Below are 18,665 nucleotides of genomic sequence, written 5' to 3'. Positions count from 1 at the left end.
TGAGCTGCTCAGGCTCCTGAGACTGTGCCTACGAGAGCTATGACCGCTCGGCGACCATCCAGGCCTAGTACGTCGCCGCCTCGACCAGCTTGAACCTCTGTACCTTGTCCGTCGGATTGCGCGCGGCAGATCCCGAACCACCGATCACACCGTAGGCATTGGCCTTCGCGAGGCGCAGACCCTCGAGATGCCGCAGCGCGACCTCCGGCCCTGTCCACTCCGCACCTCGCAGATCCGCCGCTACGTGCAGACGACGGAGGGCCATCATTTCTCCGGTCCGGTGACGAGCATCGTCACGGCGCCCACCTGGACGTTGCGCTCGGATTGCTCCCGAACCTGGTGGTGTCGCTCGGCGTGCCTCCGGAGGACAGCTACGACCCAGGGCACACGGAGGACTGCGGAACGCGCTGGGGCGGATGCTTGTCGCCGCTCCAGATCGGGTGATCTAGATGCTGGAGGACGCCGGAAAGCACACTCCGGAACAGACCCATTGCCGGAGGTCGGCCATGAGGCCAGCCACACCTTCGCCGATCGCGGCAGTACCTGTCAGTCCATGCGAGTGGCACCGTCTGGACCGAAGGGCATCGACGGCGGAAGCGGAGCGGCGACATGGCGAAGACACTCACCATCAGAAGTCGCGGTCTCCGGCCGGTTCTGGTCGGGGTCGACGGTTCTGTCTGTGCTCAAGGAGCACTCTCCTGGGCTGCCGCAGAGGCGTCGTACAGGCACTGCCCACTGCACATTGTTCACGCCATCAACTGGCAGACCGCCGGCAATCCACTCGATTCGATAGCGATCGGATCCATGAGCGGCGACCTGCACGCACCGGCCGAGTGGATCCTCCGCGATGCCGAAAACCACGCGCGGCGCGCGGCTCCCGGCATCGGAGTCACCGCTGAACTGTTCGCCGCCGTCACCGCGTCAACGTTGCTGAGTCAAGCACAAGACGCCGGACTGGTCGTCGTGGGCAGTCGGGGCGTCGGCGGCTTCCGCGGGCTGCTCGTCGGGTCGGTGAGCGCCACCTTGGCCGCGCACGCCCCATGCCCGGTGATTGTCGTCCGCCCGCACCGACAGGGCACGGCTTTCCCTGCATCGCCCAGGGGCCAGATCGTGGTGGGCGTTGACGGGTCGGAGATCTCGACCGCAGCTGTCCGATTCGCGCTTCAGGAAGCTGCACGCCGCCATGTCGGCGTTGTCGCCGTACACACCACGATGGCGCGGCGACCCTCCTACGGCACGCCCCCAGCCATCGCCGATCCGGTCGAACAGCAGCTATTCGACGAATCGCTGGACCACTTGCGTGTACGCGGAATCCCTCTTCAGACCAAGCTCATGCACAGCCACCCAGCACAGGCACTGATCGATGAATCGGCCGACGCGGACCTGGTCGTGGTCGGCTCACACGGCCGCGGCGGTGTCGCCGACGAACTGCTCGGCTCGGTGAGCCATGCAGTGCTGCACCACGCCGCCTGCCCGGTCGCAGTCGTTCACCCCAAGCGGGCGAGGCGAACTGAGGCGCCGCCCGCACACCGAAACATTCGGCTCGCGGCTGTGCGAGGACGGTATTTGAAAGAGCTCCAGGAGGAATCATGCGTGTCTTCGTCGCCGGTGCCACCGGCGTGATCGGTAGTCGCTTGGTGCCATTGCTCCTCTCAACAGGGCACGACGTGATCGGTCTCGCACGATCGTCCAGCGCCGGCGTCGCCCTGGAGAAGCTGGGTGTTCACGTCGTACACGCCGACGCCCTGGATCACGCCGCGATGCGCCGCGCCGTACGGGTCGCCGCGCCCGATGCCGTCGTCCATCTGCTCACCAGCATCCCGGCCAGAATCGATCCGAAGCAGATGTCGCGGGACTTCGCCCAGACCAACCGGTTGCGGGCCCAAGGCACCCTCAATCTCGTGGACGCAGCCCGAGAAGCCGGGGCCAGGCGTGTGATCACCCAAGGCCTGGCCTACGTCTACGAGCCGAACAGCACCGGTTTGGCTACAGAGGACGCACCGTTCTGGCACCACCCGCCGAAGCAGTTCGGTCCCGTGCTCGCTGCCCTCCGGGAGCTGGAACAGCTCACCGAGGAAGCCGGCGGACTGACTCTGCGTCTCGGTCATCTGTACGGTCCCGGCACGATGTATGCGCCCGATGGAGCATTCGCTCGTCAAGTGCAGGCCCGCAAGGTGCCGATCATCGGGCGCGGCACCGCGACCTTCTCGTTCACACACGTGGACGACGCCGCCTACGCCATCGCGGCCGCACTGGACAGTAAGGCCCGCGGCGCGCTCAACGTGGTCGACGACGAGCCAGCGAAGGTCTGCGAGTGGCTGCCCGTCCTCGCCCGACTTCTGAACGCACCGCAGCCGTTCCATGTGCCAGAGGCACTCGCCAGATTGGTGATCGGCAGTTGGGGTGTCGCGTACATGACCAGGCTCCGCGGCGCTGACAACGCCAACGCCAGACACGCTCTCGATTGGCACCCGAAGTACCCGTCGTGGCGCCAGGGGTTCGAGGCGGAGCTGGCTCTTGGCGGGTCAGCCTCGTAGATGGCGTGTGGGTGGTTCGGTTTCCGAGAGGCCGATGATCTCCTGCAGACTAATCAGCAGCATCGCCGCGGAGCCGAGCCAAAACTCGGGCGAGGGTGTTACAGGTGCGTCATCGCGAGGGATCCTTGGATCCTCTCCCGCGAGTGTTACCGGAGGTCAGTGCGGACGCGGTGAGGTCAGCGAGTACGTCGCGATAGGCCTTCTCGAAGCCGGCGATGCCGTTCTCCTCGAGCGTGCGTCCGACGGCGGCCATGTCGATTCCGGCTGCTGCAAGGTGCAGCATCAGTTCGGCTGCCTCCGGCAGGCCGCGGTCCACGGTGCGAGCCATCGTGCCGTGATCCTCGAAGGCGGCAATGGTTGCTTCGGGCAAGGTCGTGACCGTTTCGGGGCCGATGAGTTCCTCGACATAGCGGGTGTCGCGGTCCTCGGGGTTCTTGGTGGACGTCGAGGCCCACAACGGGCGCTGGACATCTGCACCCACAACGGCGAGCCGGTGCCAGCGGCGGCTAGAGAACTGTTCGGTAAACAACCGGTAGGCCAGCTTGGCCTGCGCCACTGCGGCTTGGCCGCGAAGGGCGAGCGCCTCGTCGGTCCCGAGTGCCTCGAGTCGCTGGTCGACTTCGGTGTCGACCCGGCTGACGAAGAACGAGGCGACGCTGCTGACCGTCGAAGCATCGCCGCCGTTCGCGGTGAACTTCTCCAGCCCGGACAGGTAGGCCTCGATGATCTCGGCGTACCGCGACAGGGAGAACAACAGCGTGACATTGATGCTGGCACCCTCGGCGGTCAGCGCTTCGACGGCGGTGACACCTTCAGCAGTAGCGGGAATCTTCACGAGCAGATTGGGCTGATCGATCCGCTGGCGCAGCCACCGCGCGGCGGCGATCGTGGCCGGCGCGTCGTGAGCCAGTTCGGGAGACACCTCCACCGACACGAACCCGTCGACGCAGTCACCCCCGTCGAAGACCGGTCGCAGTAAGGATAGCGCCTGGCTGGCGTCGGAGATGACCAACTCCCAGTAGGACTCGTCCACCGACTTGCCTGCCGCCATCAACGCCGAGAACTGTTCGTCATAGTCGTGAGAGCCGGTGATGCTCCGGGCGAAGATCGTCGGGTTCGCGGTGACCCCGCGGATCCCGTCGGCAACCATGCGCGCAAGGGTGCCGTCATGCAGGGAGGCGCGGGTGAGGTTGTCCAGCCAAGGGCTCTGCCCGCAGTAGCCGTAAAGGTGTTCCAGCTTAGTCATCGTATTCTCGGTTCCCCTGGCATGCGCCAGGTGCGGCTATCGACTTGTGGTCTCATTTGTCCGTGTCATGGAGCAGGCCGTCCCAGTCGATGGGCGCGCGACCTGCCGCGCCGTCTCCCAGGACGAACCTGCTGGGGTCTCCGGCTGCTCTCGGTCCTGACGCCAGCCACGCCGCCATGCCGTGGGCGGTGCGACGCTCGATCTCGTCGAGATACGCGCGGCGCCCGTCGACGATCTGCAACCGCTGCGTCGGCGAGCTAGCCCTTTGCAGAGCAGAGAAGCTGGTCCGCCAGGCCAGGCAGAGGGCTTCGTCGCTCAGGGAGGCCGGCGCGACCTCAGGCTGTGCCGGCTGGTCCGGCGCGATTCCGGAGACGGGTGCCGGCAAGGACCCTGGCGAGCGCTCGCCAGGGTCCGGCGGGGCAGGCCGGGACGAAGGCTCGGCGAGGTGTCCGTGTTGTCTGAGCCACTGCAAGCCGTAGCGGATCGCGTACGGCGATCCGCCGGCGGTGATCGCCAGCAAGAGGAGCGCCGTCGGGGCGCCGAGTGCCATCCCCCAGCCGACGAGCGCCACGGTCCCTGTCCCGCTGAGGACTGAACTGGTGATCACTATTCGTCGGTTGTCGCGCGGGAGCCGGTCGGTGCCTTCTGGGTCCAGCGCGACCAGCGCGGCGCCCGCGCCAAGAAGAGCCGCGAGGATGAACACCATGATGACTGTCCCAAACGACCAGGTAAAAGCAACCACGGCGCCCAGTGCGCCGACTACGCCACAGAAGAACAGCCAGACGGTGCGATAGATTCTCATCGTGTGCCATCCCGCGCCGCGACGACGGCTAGGTTGAACCGGCAGACGGACGATTGGTCCACGACAAACCTCCTGACGGTGTGGGTCGACCGCGCAGGCCCGACCCTGTCTTCGCACTGCATACGAACGACACTTCGCGTGCGACTCGCGCTGCGTGAATCCCAGCTAGTCAGTCGTTGTTGCGTGCAGGTACGACTTTGCCGCTAACTGGTGTCGACGGGTACGGCCATGATCGGCGAACCTGAGGCTCGCCTGATCGCCGACGACCGGCAACGAAGGCGCCTGGACGATGACGCCGGTCGGCTCGCCGGGTGCCTAGGCGCCGGCGTGAAGGTCGCGCGTCGGCCAGTCGAGAAGTCGTGCGCCGAGCACCGCGATGTGGAGAGCGAACCGCTGTCCCGGATCGCCCGGGTCGTGGCCCGTCAACTCCTTCACCTTGGTCAATCGGTAGGTGACTGTGCGGACCGAGATGTTCAGGCGCCGCGCCGCGTCGGTAGCGACCTCGCCGGTCGCGAAGTACGCCTCGAGGGTTAGCAGCAACGGCTCAGCGCCACCACGGGCGCCGGTCAACGGGGTCAGTACGGCTTGGATGAGATCGGCGATGGCGGCCTGGTCGCGGACCAGGACCCGGTACACGAGCATGTCGCGTGCATCGACGACCGCGCCCTCGAGGCGCAATCGGTCGGCCAGCGTCAGCGCTTCTCGTGCCTCCTCGTAGGAGCGGGCGATGCCGTACGCGCCGGGATAGGGACGGCCCGTCGAGACTCGCCATTCGCGGCCCGGCCTGTGTCGGAGCAGCGCGTCATGGATCAGGGTTCCCACGTCCTGGGTGATGGTGCGGGGTGCCGTGCTGGGGGTTGTCGCCGGGATGAGCACCACGAGCAGTCCCTCTTTGGTGGCGACGAGTACTTCGCGATCCCCGAATCGGTCGAGAATGAGGAGCTCGATCATGTTCACGCTGGTGTCGCCCTCGGGGAGCCCGTCGGCGGGGCGGGCCAGGACCACCTGGTGCGGCCGGCCGAGGTCGAGGCCGAACGGTTCGGCGCGCTCGACGATCCCTGAGACGTCGGGGTCGCCGCGGAGCAGGTCGTCGACCAGCTCGCGGCGCAGGGACTCCTCCTGCCTGACCAGTTGCTGTGTGGCTACCTGATAACTGTCGACGAGGACCGCGATTGCTTCACCGACAGCGCGTAGTACAGCCTGTGCTGAGGCGCGGACGGTGTCGCGGTCGCGGTACGGCACGACGTCGGGCAGATCCCGCCACATCCGCCAGGCCGCGGACAGGTAGAGGTCGACGACACGGCCGGCGGGGATCCCCTGTTCGGCGGCGCGACGCCCGAGTTCACGCACGATCGCCAGTTCGTGTTCACGGGGCCGTCTCCCCGAAATGGCAGCGTCCGCGAGAAGGGTCAGGTACTCGACCAGAAGCTCCAGCGGAGCTTGGGAGTCGCCTGCGGCCGCTTCCGCGATCGCGGTCAGCCACGCTTCATCCGCGCTGTTCGCGGCGGAACCTGGCCACCGCGTCCCCCCGGACTCGCTCATGCCCCTCCCTTCACTCTGGATCGACGCAGGTGCTGGGCCATGTCCCAGTAGAGCATCCTTGCCGGACGTCGGCCATAAGGGCGGTCACAGGTTCGCCGATCGCTGCACTACCTGTCTGACCGCTGGAACGGCACAGTCGAAGCCGTAGGGCACCTAGAGCTGAAGCGGAGCGGCGAGATGGCGAAGGCAACTGATGTGAACAATCGGGCTCGTCGGCCAGTTCTGGTTGGGGTTGACGGCTCGGTGTCCGCGCGGGGCGCACTGGCCTGGGCTGCCGCAGAGGCGGCGTCGAGGCACTGTCAGCTGCGCATCGTTCACGCGTTCAGCTGGCCGATGATCGGCAACGCCCTGGACATGGCCTTTATTGGGGACACGAACCTCGGCCTGCAGTCGGCGGCCGAGTGGATCCTCACCGAGGCAGAGGCGCATGCGCGCGAAGTGGCCCCCGACATCAAGGTCATCGCCAACCTGTTCGTCGGTCCCGCTACGCCGACGCTGCTGAACGAGGCGCAAAGCGCCGACCTGTTGGTCGTGGGCAGCCGTGGCGTCGGTGGCTTTCGTGGCCTGCTGGTGGGGTCGGTGAGCGCCACCGTGGCCGCCCATGCCCCGTGCCCGGTGGTCGTCGTCCACCCCCAAGGAGACGGTACGGCGTTCCCCGCCTCGCCGACCGGGCGAATCGTGGTCGGCGTCGACGGGTCGGAGATCTCGGCCGCGGCGATCCGGTTCGCCTTCCAGCAGGCGGCACGTCGCCACGTCGGCGTCACCGCCGTGCATGCCGCGGTGCCGACCCGGCCGCACCCGTCACTCCGCGTTCCCGCCGACATCGTCGAGCAGATCGACCAGCAGCTGTTCGCAGAGGCGATGGAGAGCAAGCGCGTGCTGTTCCCTGCCATCGACGTACGAACAGAGCTCGTGCACGGTCATCCGGCGCAGGCGCTGATCGATGCCTCGGCCGGCGCCGAACTGGTGGTGGTCGGATCGCACGGCCGCGGAGGCTTCGCGGGCATGTTGCTTGGATCGGTCAGCCAGGCGGTGCTGCAGCACGCAGCCTGCCCCGTCGCTGTCGTCCGTCCACATCGGACGCCGTCCGTAGTCAAGCTCTCATCTGCGGGACGGCCCTGTCTGGCGGCCGCGGCGCCGGACGACCTTTCGGACCTGAAGGAGCAGTCATGACACCGACGCCGCATGGCCTACCCGAAAGCCTCGGGCTGCACAGCCAGCTGCTCGACCTTGACCCATCTGAGACCCAGGAGTGGCTGGGATCGATCGACCAGGTGGTCGACCATGCTGGGCAGAACAGGGCGCGGTACCTGCTGCTCAGCATCCTGCAGCGGGCGCGTGACCGGCGTGTAGGCGTTGCCAATCTCCGCAGTACCGACTACCTCAATACGATCGCTCCCGATGCCGAGCCGGCTTTCCCCGGCGACGAGCACATCGAGCGGCGGATCCGGGCTTACAACCGCTGGAACGCCGCGGTCATGGTGCACCGTGCCCAGCGGCCCGGCATCGGGGTCGGCGGGCACATTTCCACGTACGCCTCCGCGGCAGCGCTGTTCGAGGTCGGCTTCAACCACTTCTTCCGCGGCCACGACGCACCCGGCGGCGGCGATCAGATCTACTTCCAGGGCCATGCGTCCCCCGGCATCTATGCCCGCGCGTTCCTGGAAGGACGACTCACCAGCGAGCAACTCGACGGCTTCCGGCAGGAGTTCTCCCACGCCGGCGCAGGCGGAGGCCTGCCGTCGTATCCGCATCCGCGGCTGATGCCGGACTTCTGGGAGTTTCCGACCGTCTCGATGGGGCTCGGACCGCTCAACGCGATCTACCAGGCCCGCTTCAACCGGTACCTGCACAACCGTGGCCTCAAGGACACCAGCCAGCAGCGTGTGTGGGCATTCCTCGGCGACGGTGAGATGGACGAGCCCGAGTCCCTCGGCGCGATCGGCGTCGCCGCCCGCGAGGAGCTCGACAACCTGACCTTCGTCGTCAACTGCAACCTGCAGCGCCTCGACGGCCCGGTCCGCGGCAACGGCAAAATCATCCAGGAACTCGAGTCGTACTTCCGCGGCGCCGGCTGGAACGTCATCAAGGTGATCTGGGGCCGCGAATGGGACCCCCTGCTGGCCGCCGACACCGACGGCGCACTGCTCAACCTGATGAACACCACACCCGACGGCGACTTCCAGACCTACAAGGCCGAGTCCGGCGCGTTCGTCCGCGAGCACTTCTTCGGCCGCGACCCCCGCACCGCCGCCATGGTCGAGCACTTGTCCGACGCAGAGATCTGGAATCTCAAACGCGGCGGACACGACTATCGCAAGCTGTACGCCGCCTACCGCGCCGCGACCGAACACACCGGCCAGCCGACGGTGATCCTGGCTCAAACCATCAAAGGATGGACCCTGGGATCACACTTCGAGAGCCGCAACTCGACGCACCAGATGAAGAAGCTCACCCTCGACGATCTGAAGGGCTTCCGGGACCGGCTATTCCTGGACATCCCGGACACGGCGCTCGACGCCGTGAAACCGCCGTACTATCGGCCGTCGAAGGACTCACCGGAACTGGAATACCTGCACGAGCGGCGCCGCACCCTCGGGGGCTACCTGCCCGACCGTAGAGTCGCCAGCAGACCACTCCCGCTGCCGGGCGAGTCAGCGTACGCGATCGCACGGCGCGGCTCGGGCAGGCAAGAGGTCGCCACCACGATGGCGTTCGTCCGGCTGCTCAAGGAATTGATGAAAGACCCGGAGATGGGACATCGGTTCGTGCCGATCATCCCCGACGAGGCCCGCACCTTCGGCCTGGACTCGCTGTTCCCGTCCAAGAAGATCTACTCACCGCACGGACAGAACTACCTGTCCGTGGACCGGGAACTGATGCTGAGCTACCAGGAAGACGTCCACGGTGTGCTCCTGCACGAGGGCATCACCGAGGCTGGTTCTGCGGCGTCCTGGACTGCCGCGGGTACGTCGTACGCCACCCACGGTGAGCCGATGATCCCGCTGTACATCTTCTACTCGATGTTCGGATTCCAGCGCACAGGCGACCAACTCTGGGCAGCTGCCGACCAAATGACCCGAGGGTTCCTGCTCGGCGCCACCGCCGGCCGCACCACCCTCAACGGCGAAGGCCTACAGCATCAAGATGGCCATTCGTTGCTGCTGGCATCTACCAATCCCGCGTGCATCGCCTACGACGCCGCCTACGCGTTCGAACTCGGCCACATCACCGCCGACGCCCTCCGCCGCATGTACGGCGAACCGCGACCAGATGAAGACCAGAACGTCTTCTACTACTTGACCCTCTACAACGAGCCGATCACCCAGCCGGCCGAACCCCCTGACGTCGACATCGACGGGATCCTCGCCGGGATGCACCGCTACTCCCCCGCCCCAGCCGGCGAAGGCCCCAAGGCCCAGATCCTTGCCTCGGGCATCGCGATGCCGTGGGCGCTGGAGGCGCAACACCTCCTGGACACCGATTGGGGGGTGCAGGCTGACGTGTGGTCGGTGACGTCGTGGACTCAGTTGCGCCGTGACGCGCTCGCGGCCGACGAATGGAACCAGTCTCACCCCGACCAGCCTCCCCGAATCCCCTACGTCACGGAGCGGCTGGGGGAAACCGCAGGCCCTGTCCTGGCGGTCTCGGACTGGATGCGCGCCGTGCCCGACCAGATCGCCCCGTTCGTCCGCAGGCCCTGGATATCGCTGGGCACCGACGGATTCGGCCACTCCGACACCCGCGCCGCACTGCGCCGCCATTTCGGAATCGACGCGCACTCAATCGTCGTGCGAACGCTGCAGCAGTTGGCCGGTTGCGGCGAGCTGGACAAGTCGGTGCCACGGGCGGCCAAGACGACCTACCTGGCCGGACAGGGACACGCAGACCCGACGGCCGGCGGCGGAGACACCCCACAGTAGCGACCGCGGTCCACAGACAGGACCGCCTTTCAGGAGGAGCCATGCGCGTCTTCGTGGCCGGTGCAACCGGCGTCATAGGCCGCCGGCTGCTGCCACTGCTCACGGCCCAGGGCCATGAGGTGATCGGGCTGGCCCGCTCGTACGGCGCCGCCGTCGAGGTCGAGGTGCTGGGAGCCGTGGCCGCCGAGGCCGACGCGCTGGACTCCGGCGCGCTGAGCCACGTGGTCAAGGACGCTGCACCCGACGCGGTCGTTCACCTGCTCACCGCGCTCCCAGCCAAGTTCAATCCGCGACGGAGGAGCCGCGACTTCGCGCAGACCAACCGGCTCCGCACCGAAGGCACCCGCAACCTGCTGTACGCCGCCGAACAGGCCGGCGCCAAACGCATCATCACCGAAGGCCTGGCCTGCATCTACGAGCCGAACACTTGGGTCCCGGCCGCCGAGGCGGCCCCGTTGTGGCGGGACCCGCCCAGGCAGTTCGCCCCGGTCGTGGCCGCCCTGCGGTCGCTTGAAGAGCGCACCCGGCAGGCAGATGGGCTGGTACTGCGGCTCGGACAGCTCTACGGCCACGGGACGATCTATGGGAGACATGGGTCATTCGTCCGTCAGGTACAGGCCGCGAAGATGCCGATTGTCGGTTCCGGTGACGGGACCTTCTCGTTCACCCACGTCGGCGACGCCGCCTCGGCCATCGCCGCGGCGCTGCACAGCCACGTACGCGGCGCACTGAACGTGGTCGATGACGATCCGGCACCGGTCCGCGAGTGGCTACCCATCCTGGCCGAACTGCTACAGGCTCCCCCACCGAAACACGTACCTGTGGCTCTTGGCAGATTTTCCGCCGGCGAGTGGGGAGTCGCGTTCATGACCCAGCTGCGCGGAGCCGACAACACCCTCGCCCGGCGCGTCCTCGACTGGGCCCCGCATTACGGCTCATGGCGACAGGGATTCGCGGCAGAACTGACCCACGCAGCGCATCCCTGATCCGAGCGGCGCGTCGTCAGCACGGCAGGAAAGCGTTGGCTCGGCCAACGTTCCGGTGGATCTGTGTGTTGCCGATCATCGGCAAGCAGAAGGGCTATGAATCAGCCGACAAGGGCAGGTGCTAGTCCGTGGCCATCAGACAAACATGGAAGTACATCGACCTTTAGAAGGAGTGAGGGGTATGACTACTGAGGGGCGCACCGCCCGCACACCAAGCCGGGAGACACTGTCGGACCCGGCCTACCAGGCTTTTCTGGTCCTGCGAACCGTCTTTACCGTGGCGCCGATCGTGTTCGGGCTGGACAAGTTCGCCAACCTGCTCACCGACTGGCCCGCCTACCTGGCCCCCTGGATCAACGACATCGTCCCCGGCTCCGGCCAAGACGCCATGTACCTCATCGGCGTCATCGAGATCGTCGCCGGCATCGCAGTCGCCCTAATCCCCCGCTACGGCGCACTACTCGTCGCAGCCTGGCTCGCCGGCATCATCATCAACCTGCTCACCCTCTCAGGCTTCTACGACGTCGCCCTACGCGACTTCGGCCTCCTCGTCGCCGCTGTGGCGCTCGCCCGCCTCGCCACCAAATTCGCCCCCGCACGCCACAGCTCCTGACGCGACCGCGAGCGACCTCCGAACGGAGAAGAAATGGTCATCCTTTACGTACTACTCGCAGCATTGGCCGTCGGTCTGATCGGAGCGGCGGCGTGCATCCGCGTGGTCAAGCAGTTCGAGCGCGGCGTCGTGTTCCGGTTCGGGCGGGTGCGTCCCGCGATCAGGCCGCCAGGTCTTGCCTTGCTGATGCCGATCGCCGACCGGCTGCAGAAGGTCAACATGCAGATCATCACGATGCCGGTCCCCGCACAGGACGGCATTACCCGCGACAACGTGACGGTCCGCGTCGACGCAGTCGTCTATTTCAATGTGATCGACCCGGTCCGCGCGGCCGTCGACGTCGAGGACTACATCTCGGCCATCGGCCAGGTCGCACAGACATCTCTGCGCTCAATCATCGGCAAGAGCGACCTCGACGACCTGCTGTCCAACCGGGAGCGCCTCAACCAGGGCATGGAGTTGATGATCGACAGCCCGGCGCTCGACTGGGGCGTCCACATCGAACGGGTCGAGATCAAGGATGTCGCCCTGCCGGAGACGATGAAGCGGTCCATGTCGCGCCAAGCCGAGGCCGAACGCGAACGCCGGGCCCGCATCATCACCGCCGACGGCGAACTCCAGGCGTCGGAGAAACTGGGCCAGGCCGCCGAGGTGATGTCAGAACACCCAGCCGCCCTGCAACTGCGCCTGCTGCAGACCGTCGTCGAGGTCGCCGCCGAGAAGAACTCCACCCTGGTGCTGCCCTTCCCCGTCGAACTGCTCCGGTTTCTAGAACGGTCGACACCACCCGAGAAGGCAAAGGCAAGTGGTACCGATCAAGCGACGCCGACCACAGCTCCGGCCGCGAGGAACGGCTTGCCGGCGACCGACATTCCACCGAACCGCGAGATCGAACAGTCCCAGCGAACCGGTGGACCGGTCGCACTTGACGCGTCAACGGCATCCCCAGCGGCGGACGCCAATCCGCCGGCCCTGCCCGTCCCCGAAACGGCCGAGTTGGCACAACCTCGATGGGGCGGACTCCACGCCGGTTGTGCCGACCCGGCATGGCAACCGTGAGGGCGCGAGATCGCGTGCAGTTGATGGTCGACCGGATCCCCCGGCACGTACCTGCCAGTGAAGGAAAGAAGGCGCGACATGGCAACCGTCTCGTTCAAGGGAGCCACCCGGGTGTATCCGGGCTCCGACACCCCGGCCGTCGACGGGCTGGATCTGGACATCGTCGACGGTGAGTTCATGGTTCTCGTCGGCCCGTCGGGGTGTGGGAAGTCCACCTCACTGCGGATGCTCGCCGGGCTCGAAGAGGTCAACGAGGGCAAGATCTACATCGGGGACCGCGACGTCACCAACTTTCCGCCGAAGGCGCGGGACATCGCGATGGTGTTCCAGAACTACGCGCTCTACCCGCACATGACGGTCGCAGACAACATGGGCTTCGCCCTCAAAATGCAAGGCCTGCCCAAGGATGAGCGCGCCAAGCGCGTCGCCGAGGCGGCCAAGCTGCTCGGCATCGAGGAGTACCTGGAACGCAAGCCGAAGGCCCTGTCCGGCGGTCAGCGCCAGCGCGTCGCGATGGGCCGCGCGATCGTCCGTAACCCACAGGTCTTCCTCATGGACGAGCCCCTGTCGAACCTCGACGCCAAGCTCCGCGTCCAGACCCGCACCCAGATCGCCGAACTCCAGCACCGCCTAGACGTCACCACCGTCTACGTCACCCACGACCAGATCGAAGCCATGACGATGGGCGACCGGGTCGCCGTCCTGAAGGACGGCCGCCTGCAGCAGGTCGACACACCGCTGGGCCTGTACGACCGGCCGAAGAACGTGTTCGTCGCGGGCTTCATGGGCTCGCCGGCAATGAACCTGATCGAGGCCGAGATCACCGCCGGCGGGGCGAAGATCGGCGACTACGTGGTTCCGATCGAACGCACCCTGCTCGCGAAGGTCGGTAACGACAAGACGCTGATGCTTGGGATACGGCCGGAGGCGTTCCATCTCGCGGATGACGGGCTGGCGGTGAAGGTCGGGGTGATCGAGGAGCTCGGCTCAGACGGGTTCCTTTACGGCACCGCGGAGCACTCCAGCCTGAACCAGCAGATCATCGCCAGGATCGGCACCCGGATGCACAGCGAGAAGGGCGCCATTGTGCACCTCGCCCCGCAGCCCGACAAGCTCCACCTGTTCTCCACCTCCACCGAGCAGCGCATCACCGCCTAAACGCTCCGTCGTAGGCTGGCTCTCCTGTAATGAGCTGATATAGGACTGGACTACGTCCAAGGAGCCGCTTTATCAGGGTTGGGCGACGGCAGTGACTGTGACCGTTGCTCCAGGCGTCAGCATCGTGCCTGGCGATGGGGAGACGGCCAGGATGTTGCCGGGTATGGAACCGGGGGACTTCCTGGTCTGGATGTTGGGTATCAGGCCCAGTGCGGTGAGCCTGTCCGCGTATTGCGCGCTGAAACGGGCGGCCGGATTCGATTCGCTGAACAGGGGCTCTGGGGCACCGACCTTGTCTGGAACGATGATGATCCGGGCGAGGATGCTGTGAACCTCGTCGGCGTTCGTGGAGGACGATGCGTCGAACGATACGTCGAGAGACGGAATGAACACGGTACCTGAACAGACCGTGACCTGGTTGATCGACCTGGGGGTGCAGGTTGTCCGCTGACGTTCGGCTCGCGCGCCGTCGAGCTGGAAGGTCTCGTCGGCATGGAACTCGATTGGCTTGCCGCTACGCACCAGTACGCTCTCGACACCTTTGGGGCGATCTACATGACAGAGGTCCTGGGGGCCTGCGTCGATGATGACTGTGTCCTTCAGCGGCGTTCCGCAGCCGAGCTTGTTGGCGGCCCATTGCGTGGGCACGGCGATGGCGGCGTGGCCGATGCCCACCAGTCGCGTCGCGGCAGGCACCGGAGGTGCCGAGGCGGCCGGAGGCGCGGGGTTCGTGAGGATCGGGCCGCCGGCGAGCAGCAGCGTCCCGCCCACTGCCACTACCACGGCTGCCAGGCCGACAGCCGAGAGTGCCGCTGTACGCCGACGGGGGCGGCGCCCAGCGCCTGCGCGGATGGCTTCGATCGGTGGTGGCCCGACGTTTGTCCGGTCTCCAGCGCGTTCGGGGAGTTCGGTCAGCTTGGATTCGATCATCGTGTTCCTCGCAGTTCTGCCAGGCCTGGTCCTCCGCTAGGACGTTCACGGCCCGGGACAGTCGGCCCTTCACTGCTCCGATGGCGGCGCAACCCCGCCGGCGATCTGCGGGTCAATCAGGTGTGAAGTGGTCGGTGTCGTCGACGCCGGTGGTCTCATCATTGCCGGCCCGCTGGGGGACCGAAGACGACTCTCGGCTGCCTGCTGAAGGTTCAGCGGCGACGGACCAGGGACAGTGCCAGGGTATCTCCCGGGCTCGGATGACCGGTAGGACCTGCAACAGTGGATGGATCGGCCGACGCACCGTGCGGGTCGCGCGAGTAGGCGCCAGGTGAGAGGTGGTCATCCATGCGGTGCGACATCACTCCCGGTGGCATCCTCCCCAATTACGCGCTGCCTGATCACGCCGGCACGGTTCGCACTCTCAGCGAACTGCAGGGCCGCGATCCGCTGATCCTCATGCTGTCGCGCGGCCTCTACTGTCCCGAGGAGTACCAGCACCATCTCGAGCTGGCGGGGTTCCAGGCAAAGGTCGCGGTAGGCCATGTCCAGATGGTCACGATCTCGACCGACGACCGGCCCCTGGTACGCGACTTCCGTGCCGCGGCCGGTGCTCGGTGGACGTTCCTGTCCGATCCTGGGCGGACGGTCCAGAAGGACCTCGGCATCCGGGACTTCACCGACCCGGATAACGACCCGATGATCCCGCATACGCTCGTGCTCAAACCTGACCTGGTCGTTCACACCGTCTACAACGGATACTGGTTCTGGGGCCGTCCCACGGCCGACGACCTGTGGCTCGACCTGCGGGCAGTGACGCGTGAGATCCGCCCCGACTGGGATCTGGGCACGTCAGGTCTCTGGGAGGCATGGACAGCGGGCGATCGCTCACCGTTCCACAAGTGGGCCAGGCGATCGACCGCTAACGGATCAGCGTTCCGCGGAGCTGGCGCCGGGAGCTGACGCCGAGCTTGCTGAACACCTTGCGCAGATGCCACTCCACGGTCCGCGCGCTGATGAACAGCTGTGCGCCGATCTCGGGGTTGGTGAGTCCGTCACGGGCCAGCCGTGCGATCTGGGCTTCCTGGGTGGTGAGGTCGTCCTGCGTCTCGATCGTGTGTTTCCGTACGGTCGCTCCCGCGATCGCAAGCTCCCGGTGGGCGCGGTCAGCGAATCCCTCCATTCCCATCGAGTCGAACATCTCGTGGGCGACGCTCAGCTCGCTACGCGCGTCCGCGCGGCGGTTCGACCGCCGGAGCCATTCTCCGTAGAGCAGGTGAACCCGGGCGAGCTCGGCGCGCACACGGGCCCGACTCAAATGCTGCATGGCCTCGCGGAACCGGCGCTCCGCTTCGTCTCCTTCGCTGAGCAGCGCTCGCGCCCGTGCTGCCATCCCGAGACCCCAGTCGGTTCCGCCGGCCTGCGCCTTCGTGGCCAGGCGCTCGGCAGCTTCGGACGCCAGCTCCGTGTGTCCGGTCCGCGTGGCCGACTCGACCAGCTCTGTCAGCCCCCAGTTGTGCGCGACCATCTCCTGCGGATCCTCGCAGGCGTGCCGCGCGGCCACCAGTGCCTCGTCGTACCGGCCAAGGCTGTTGCAGAGGACCGCGTGCGCGTACTCGCTGATCGCAATGCCGACGCCCTCCCCGCGCGCGCCGGCTTCGCGCAGCGTGAGCTCGATCAGTTGGGTGGCTTCGGCGACTTGTCCACGCCACGCGGCGACGATCAACGCGCCGTACGGCGCCTCGTCGATCTCCATCGCATCCCGCACCGACTGTGCCTCCTGGACCAGCGAGGTGGCCGCCGAGAGCTCGCCGCAGAACACCAGCACCGGCGTTCGCGAGCCGAGCGCCAACGGCAGCTCACTCAGCGCACCTGTCTTCCTGGCAACCTCGAGGTGACGGTGCGACAGGGCGTACGCGCTCTCGTCGTCCCACACTTCGAGTGCGAGAACACAGCCCTGCCACAGCCAGCGCAGCTTCTCTCTGCTCGGGGTCTGTTCGTCGCGGAGTCTCTGCAATGCTGTTCGACAGGCTTGAATCGCACCGCCGTAGTCCTCGACAAGGGCGCTGAAGGCGTCCAGCAACAGGTCACCGGGGGTGGGCTTCAGCTCAGGCGGGAGCGGAACAGCGTGCGCGGCCCGTGCGACGTCGACGACGCTCACACCGCCATTGAGGCGGGCCGCGAACTGCGCGGCCGAGAACGCGTCCAGGTACGTCTGTCGCGCCAACTGGACATCCAGTGGTTCGAGGCGTCGCGCCGCCGCGAGCAAGAGTGGCGTGGCCTCGCTCCCTCGTTTGGATGCGAACGCCAACAGGGCACCGACCATGTCGATCTGCGCGCGTTGCGCCTCATCGGCCAGGCCCTCCCGTGCCGTGGCGAGTAGCCGCTGCGCGATCTCGAAGCCCCCCGTCTGTACGTTCGCGACAGCCGCAGTCAGCGCCAGTCGAACTCGCCCTGCCGGATCGGCCGTCAGTTCGGTTGCACGAGAAAGGAAGGCCGCGGCTGCGACGAGGCCACCTCGGGCCTGTGCCCGGCCGGCCGAGTGCTCGAGCTCGGCCGCCACATCCGCGTCAGGTCCCGGCGTCGCCAGGGCACGGTGCCAGGCGTGCCGATCAGGGTCGGTCTCGGCGTCAGTAGCCGCTGCGAGGGCGCGATGAACCCGGTAGCGGTCCCCGACGGCTGCCGCTCGGTAGCTGGCGGATCTGACCAGCGGGTGGGCGAACTCCACTCGCCCGCGAATCTCGAGGAGCCCGGCGTCCATCGCCGGGCCGGCTGCGACCATGTCGATGCCGAGTGACGCGGCGGCGCTGCGAAGCAATGTCGCGTCGCCGAGTGGCTCCGCGGCAGCGGCGAGCACCAGAAGCCGGGTGTCGGATGGGAGCACGAGGAGACGCCGGCGGTAGCTCAGCTCGATCCTGCTGGCCACCGCGTGATGGTAGGGCAGCCCGAATCCTCCGGCCAGCTCACCGGCGCTCCAGGTGCGCGGCAGTTCGAGGAGAGCGAGTGGGTTCCCATGGCTTTCTGCCACGATCTGGTCGCGGACCGCCGCGTCGAGTGGGCCGTGCAGATTGTCCAGCAGCAGCGCGCGGGCATTGCCTTCGCCGAGGCCGGTGATCTGCAGCGAGTGCAGGCCGTCGAAGACGTCGTTCTCGATCCCCGTGCGCGCCGCGCAGACGAAGGCCACGCGTTCGGCGAGCAAGCGGCGGGCCACGAAACCGAAGACCCGCGCGGATGATCGGTCCAGCCACTGCGAATCCTCGACGAAGCAGATCAGCGGGAGCTTCTCGGCGGCCTCTGCAACCAGGGTGAGCGTCGCAAGCGCGACCATCAGCCCGTCGGGTACGGGCCCGGCGCTCAGCCCGAACACCGTCGTAAGCGCCTCGCGTTGCGGATCTGGTAGGCGGTCGAGGTGGTTCAAGAGCGGCGCGCACAGCTGATGGAGGCCGCTGTACGCCAACTCCATCTCCGACTCGACCCCTGTGACGGTCGCGATTCTCCAGCCGGCGACTTGCCCGGACAAGTATCCCAGCAACGCGCTCTTGCCAACGCCCGCATCACCACGCAGGACCAGGACCCGACTCTCCCCGGCGAGCACATCGGTCACCAACCGATCCAGCGCCTCGCACTCGCTGCGCCGTCCGAGCAACCGCGCGGCTGGCTCAGCGCCCTCCCCTGCCACCGCCGACCTCCTGGACTAGCGCGGCCGGGGCGGAGTCATCCCCTCGTCCGACCAGCCCCACGCGGAAGCACCGGCACATCCGATATCCGCGTCGCGAAAGCCTCTGAAGTTGTCGCCCCATATTGCTCCCCCTGGGGATGCCCGATGTACCTGACCATCCCCAGTGACAGCTCTACCGGACTACCTGGAC

General features: G+C 67.0%; 15 protein-coding genes. 9 read left to right on the top strand and 6 right to left on the bottom strand.

What is annotated here, in order from left to right:
* Positions 1-64: 64 nt before the first annotated feature.
* On the bottom strand, positions 65-265 hold the full coding sequence (locus tag OHB24_RS21040; RefSeq protein ID WP_327640786.1) for a hypothetical protein: 201 nt from the start codon (positions 263-265) through the stop codon (positions 65-67).
* Positions 266-609: 344 nt separating this feature from the next.
* Here OHB24_RS21040 and OHB24_RS21035 point away from each other — a divergent pair, with 344 nt between their 5' ends.
* Complete coding sequence (locus OHB24_RS21035; RefSeq protein ID WP_327640785.1) at positions 610-1,623, top strand: universal stress protein; 1,014 nt, start codon at positions 610-612, stop codon at positions 1,621-1,623.
* Entirely contained in the window at positions 1,590-2,537 is a 948-nt protein-coding gene (locus tag OHB24_RS21030) for an NAD-dependent epimerase/dehydratase family protein (protein ID WP_327640784.1), read from the top strand. The genes OHB24_RS21035 and OHB24_RS21030 overlap by 34 nt, the downstream gene beginning before the upstream one ends.
* A 109-nt stretch (positions 2,538-2,646) precedes the next feature.
* Here the strand turns inward: OHB24_RS21030 and tal are convergent, their stop codons facing one another.
* The 3 genes from tal to OHB24_RS21015 form a co-directional block, all read right to left on the bottom strand.
* A complete protein-coding gene (tal, locus tag OHB24_RS21025) occupies positions 2,647-3,783 on the bottom strand; it encodes a transaldolase (RefSeq protein WP_327640783.1) in 1,137 nt (378 codons plus the stop codon).
* A 52-nt stretch (positions 3,784-3,835) separates the two neighbouring features.
* Positions 3,836-4,585, bottom strand: coding sequence for a hypothetical protein (locus OHB24_RS21020; protein ID WP_327640782.1), 750 nt, complete (start codon positions 4,583-4,585; stop codon positions 3,836-3,838).
* A 315-nt stretch (positions 4,586-4,900) separates the two neighbouring features.
* Complete coding sequence (locus tag OHB24_RS21015) at positions 4,901-6,127, bottom strand: PucR family transcriptional regulator (protein ID WP_327640781.1); 1,227 nt, start codon at positions 6,125-6,127, stop codon at positions 4,901-4,903.
* Between the two features lie 177 nt (positions 6,128-6,304).
* Here OHB24_RS21015 and OHB24_RS21010 point away from each other — a divergent pair, with 177 nt between their 5' ends.
* From OHB24_RS21010 to OHB24_RS20985, 6 genes are all read left to right on the top strand, one after another.
* Positions 6,305-7,300 carry a universal stress protein gene (locus OHB24_RS21010; RefSeq protein WP_327640780.1) on the top strand — a complete coding sequence of 332 codons (996 nt, stop codon included), beginning with the start codon at positions 6,305-6,307 and terminating at the stop codon, positions 7,298-7,300.
* Positions 7,297-10,050, top strand: a complete 2,754-nt coding sequence (gene aceE / locus OHB24_RS21005; protein ID WP_327640779.1) for a pyruvate dehydrogenase (acetyl-transferring), homodimeric type — start codon at positions 7,297-7,299, stop codon at positions 10,048-10,050. The genes OHB24_RS21010 and aceE overlap by 4 nt, the downstream gene beginning before the upstream one ends.
* Positions 10,051-10,091: 41 nt before the next feature.
* On the top strand, positions 10,092-11,036 hold the full coding sequence (locus OHB24_RS21000) for an NAD-dependent epimerase/dehydratase family protein (protein ID WP_327640778.1): 945 nt from the start codon (positions 10,092-10,094) through the stop codon (positions 11,034-11,036).
* A 181-nt stretch (positions 11,037-11,217) separates the two neighbouring features.
* Positions 11,218-11,649 carry a DoxX family membrane protein gene (locus OHB24_RS20995; protein ID WP_327640777.1) on the top strand — a complete coding sequence of 144 codons (432 nt, stop codon included), beginning with the start codon at positions 11,218-11,220 and terminating at the stop codon, positions 11,647-11,649.
* A gap of 33 nt (positions 11,650-11,682) precedes the next feature.
* Positions 11,683-12,708, top strand: a complete 1,026-nt coding sequence (locus OHB24_RS20990; protein ID WP_327640776.1) for a slipin family protein — start codon at positions 11,683-11,685, stop codon at positions 12,706-12,708.
* A gap of 78 nt (positions 12,709-12,786) precedes the next feature.
* Positions 12,787-13,866 carry an ABC transporter ATP-binding protein gene (locus OHB24_RS20985; RefSeq protein ID WP_327640775.1) on the top strand — a complete coding sequence of 360 codons (1,080 nt, stop codon included), beginning with the start codon at positions 12,787-12,789 and terminating at the stop codon, positions 13,864-13,866.
* A 72-nt stretch (positions 13,867-13,938) separates the two neighbouring features.
* On the opposite strand, the gene OHB24_RS20980 is transcribed toward OHB24_RS20985, so the two are convergent.
* Positions 13,939-14,796, bottom strand: coding sequence for a PASTA domain-containing protein (locus OHB24_RS20980; RefSeq protein ID WP_327640774.1), 858 nt, complete (start codon positions 14,794-14,796; stop codon positions 13,939-13,941).
* A 348-nt stretch (positions 14,797-15,144) separates the two neighbouring features.
* Between OHB24_RS20980 and OHB24_RS20975 the strand changes: the two genes are divergently transcribed.
* Complete coding sequence (locus tag OHB24_RS20975) at positions 15,145-15,759, top strand: redoxin domain-containing protein (protein ID WP_327640773.1); 615 nt, start codon at positions 15,145-15,147, stop codon at positions 15,757-15,759.
* Here the strand turns inward: OHB24_RS20975 and OHB24_RS20970 are convergent.
* On the bottom strand, positions 15,719-18,475 hold the full coding sequence (locus OHB24_RS20970; RefSeq protein WP_327640772.1) for an ATP-binding protein: 2,757 nt from the start codon (positions 18,473-18,475) through the stop codon (positions 15,719-15,721). The two genes, OHB24_RS20975 and OHB24_RS20970, sit on opposite strands and share 41 nt — an antisense overlap.
* Positions 18,476-18,665 lie beyond the last annotated feature (190 nt).

Source organism: Kribbella sp. NBC_00482 (assembly GCF_036013725.1).
Taxonomy (GTDB): Bacteria; Actinomycetota; Actinomycetes; order Propionibacteriales; family Kribbellaceae; genus Kribbella.
Note: the sequence above shows the minus strand (reverse complement) of the source record. Positions and strands in the feature narration are given on the sequence as shown.

Bases quoted from the DNA above. Each gene is read 5' to 3' on its own strand.
- OHB24_RS21040 (WP_327640786.1), bottom strand. From the start codon at position 265: ATGGCCCTCCGTCGTCTGCACGTAGCGGCGGATCTGCGAGGTGCGGAG.
- OHB24_RS21035 (WP_327640785.1), top strand. From the start codon at position 610: ATGGCGAAGACACTCACCATCAGAAGTCGCGGTCTCCGGCCGGTTCTG.
- OHB24_RS21030 (WP_327640784.1), top strand. From the start codon at position 1,590: ATGCGTGTCTTCGTCGCCGGTGCCACCGGCGTGATCGGTAGTCGCTTG.
- tal (WP_327640783.1), bottom strand. From the start codon at position 3,783: ATGACTAAGCTGGAACACCTTTACGGCTACTGCGGGCAGAGCCCTTGG.
- OHB24_RS21020 (WP_327640782.1), bottom strand. From the start codon at position 4,585: ATGAGAATCTATCGCACCGTCTGGCTGTTCTTCTGTGGCGTAGTCGGC.
- OHB24_RS21015 (WP_327640781.1), bottom strand. From the start codon at position 6,127: ATGAGCGAGTCCGGGGGGACGCGGTGGCCAGGTTCCGCCGCGAACAGC.
- OHB24_RS21010 (WP_327640780.1), top strand. From the start codon at position 6,305: ATGGCGAAGGCAACTGATGTGAACAATCGGGCTCGTCGGCCAGTTCTG.
- aceE (WP_327640779.1), top strand. From the start codon at position 7,297: ATGACACCGACGCCGCATGGCCTACCCGAAAGCCTCGGGCTGCACAGC.
- OHB24_RS21000 (WP_327640778.1), top strand. From the start codon at position 10,092: ATGCGCGTCTTCGTGGCCGGTGCAACCGGCGTCATAGGCCGCCGGCTG.
- OHB24_RS20995 (WP_327640777.1), top strand. From the start codon at position 11,218: ATGACTACTGAGGGGCGCACCGCCCGCACACCAAGCCGGGAGACACTG.
- OHB24_RS20990 (WP_327640776.1), top strand. From the start codon at position 11,683: ATGGTCATCCTTTACGTACTACTCGCAGCATTGGCCGTCGGTCTGATC.
- OHB24_RS20985 (WP_327640775.1), top strand. From the start codon at position 12,787: ATGGCAACCGTCTCGTTCAAGGGAGCCACCCGGGTGTATCCGGGCTCC.
- OHB24_RS20980 (WP_327640774.1), bottom strand. From the start codon at position 14,796: ATGATCGAATCCAAGCTGACCGAACTCCCCGAACGCGCTGGAGACCGG.
- OHB24_RS20975 (WP_327640773.1), top strand. From the start codon at position 15,145: ATGCGGTGCGACATCACTCCCGGTGGCATCCTCCCCAATTACGCGCTG.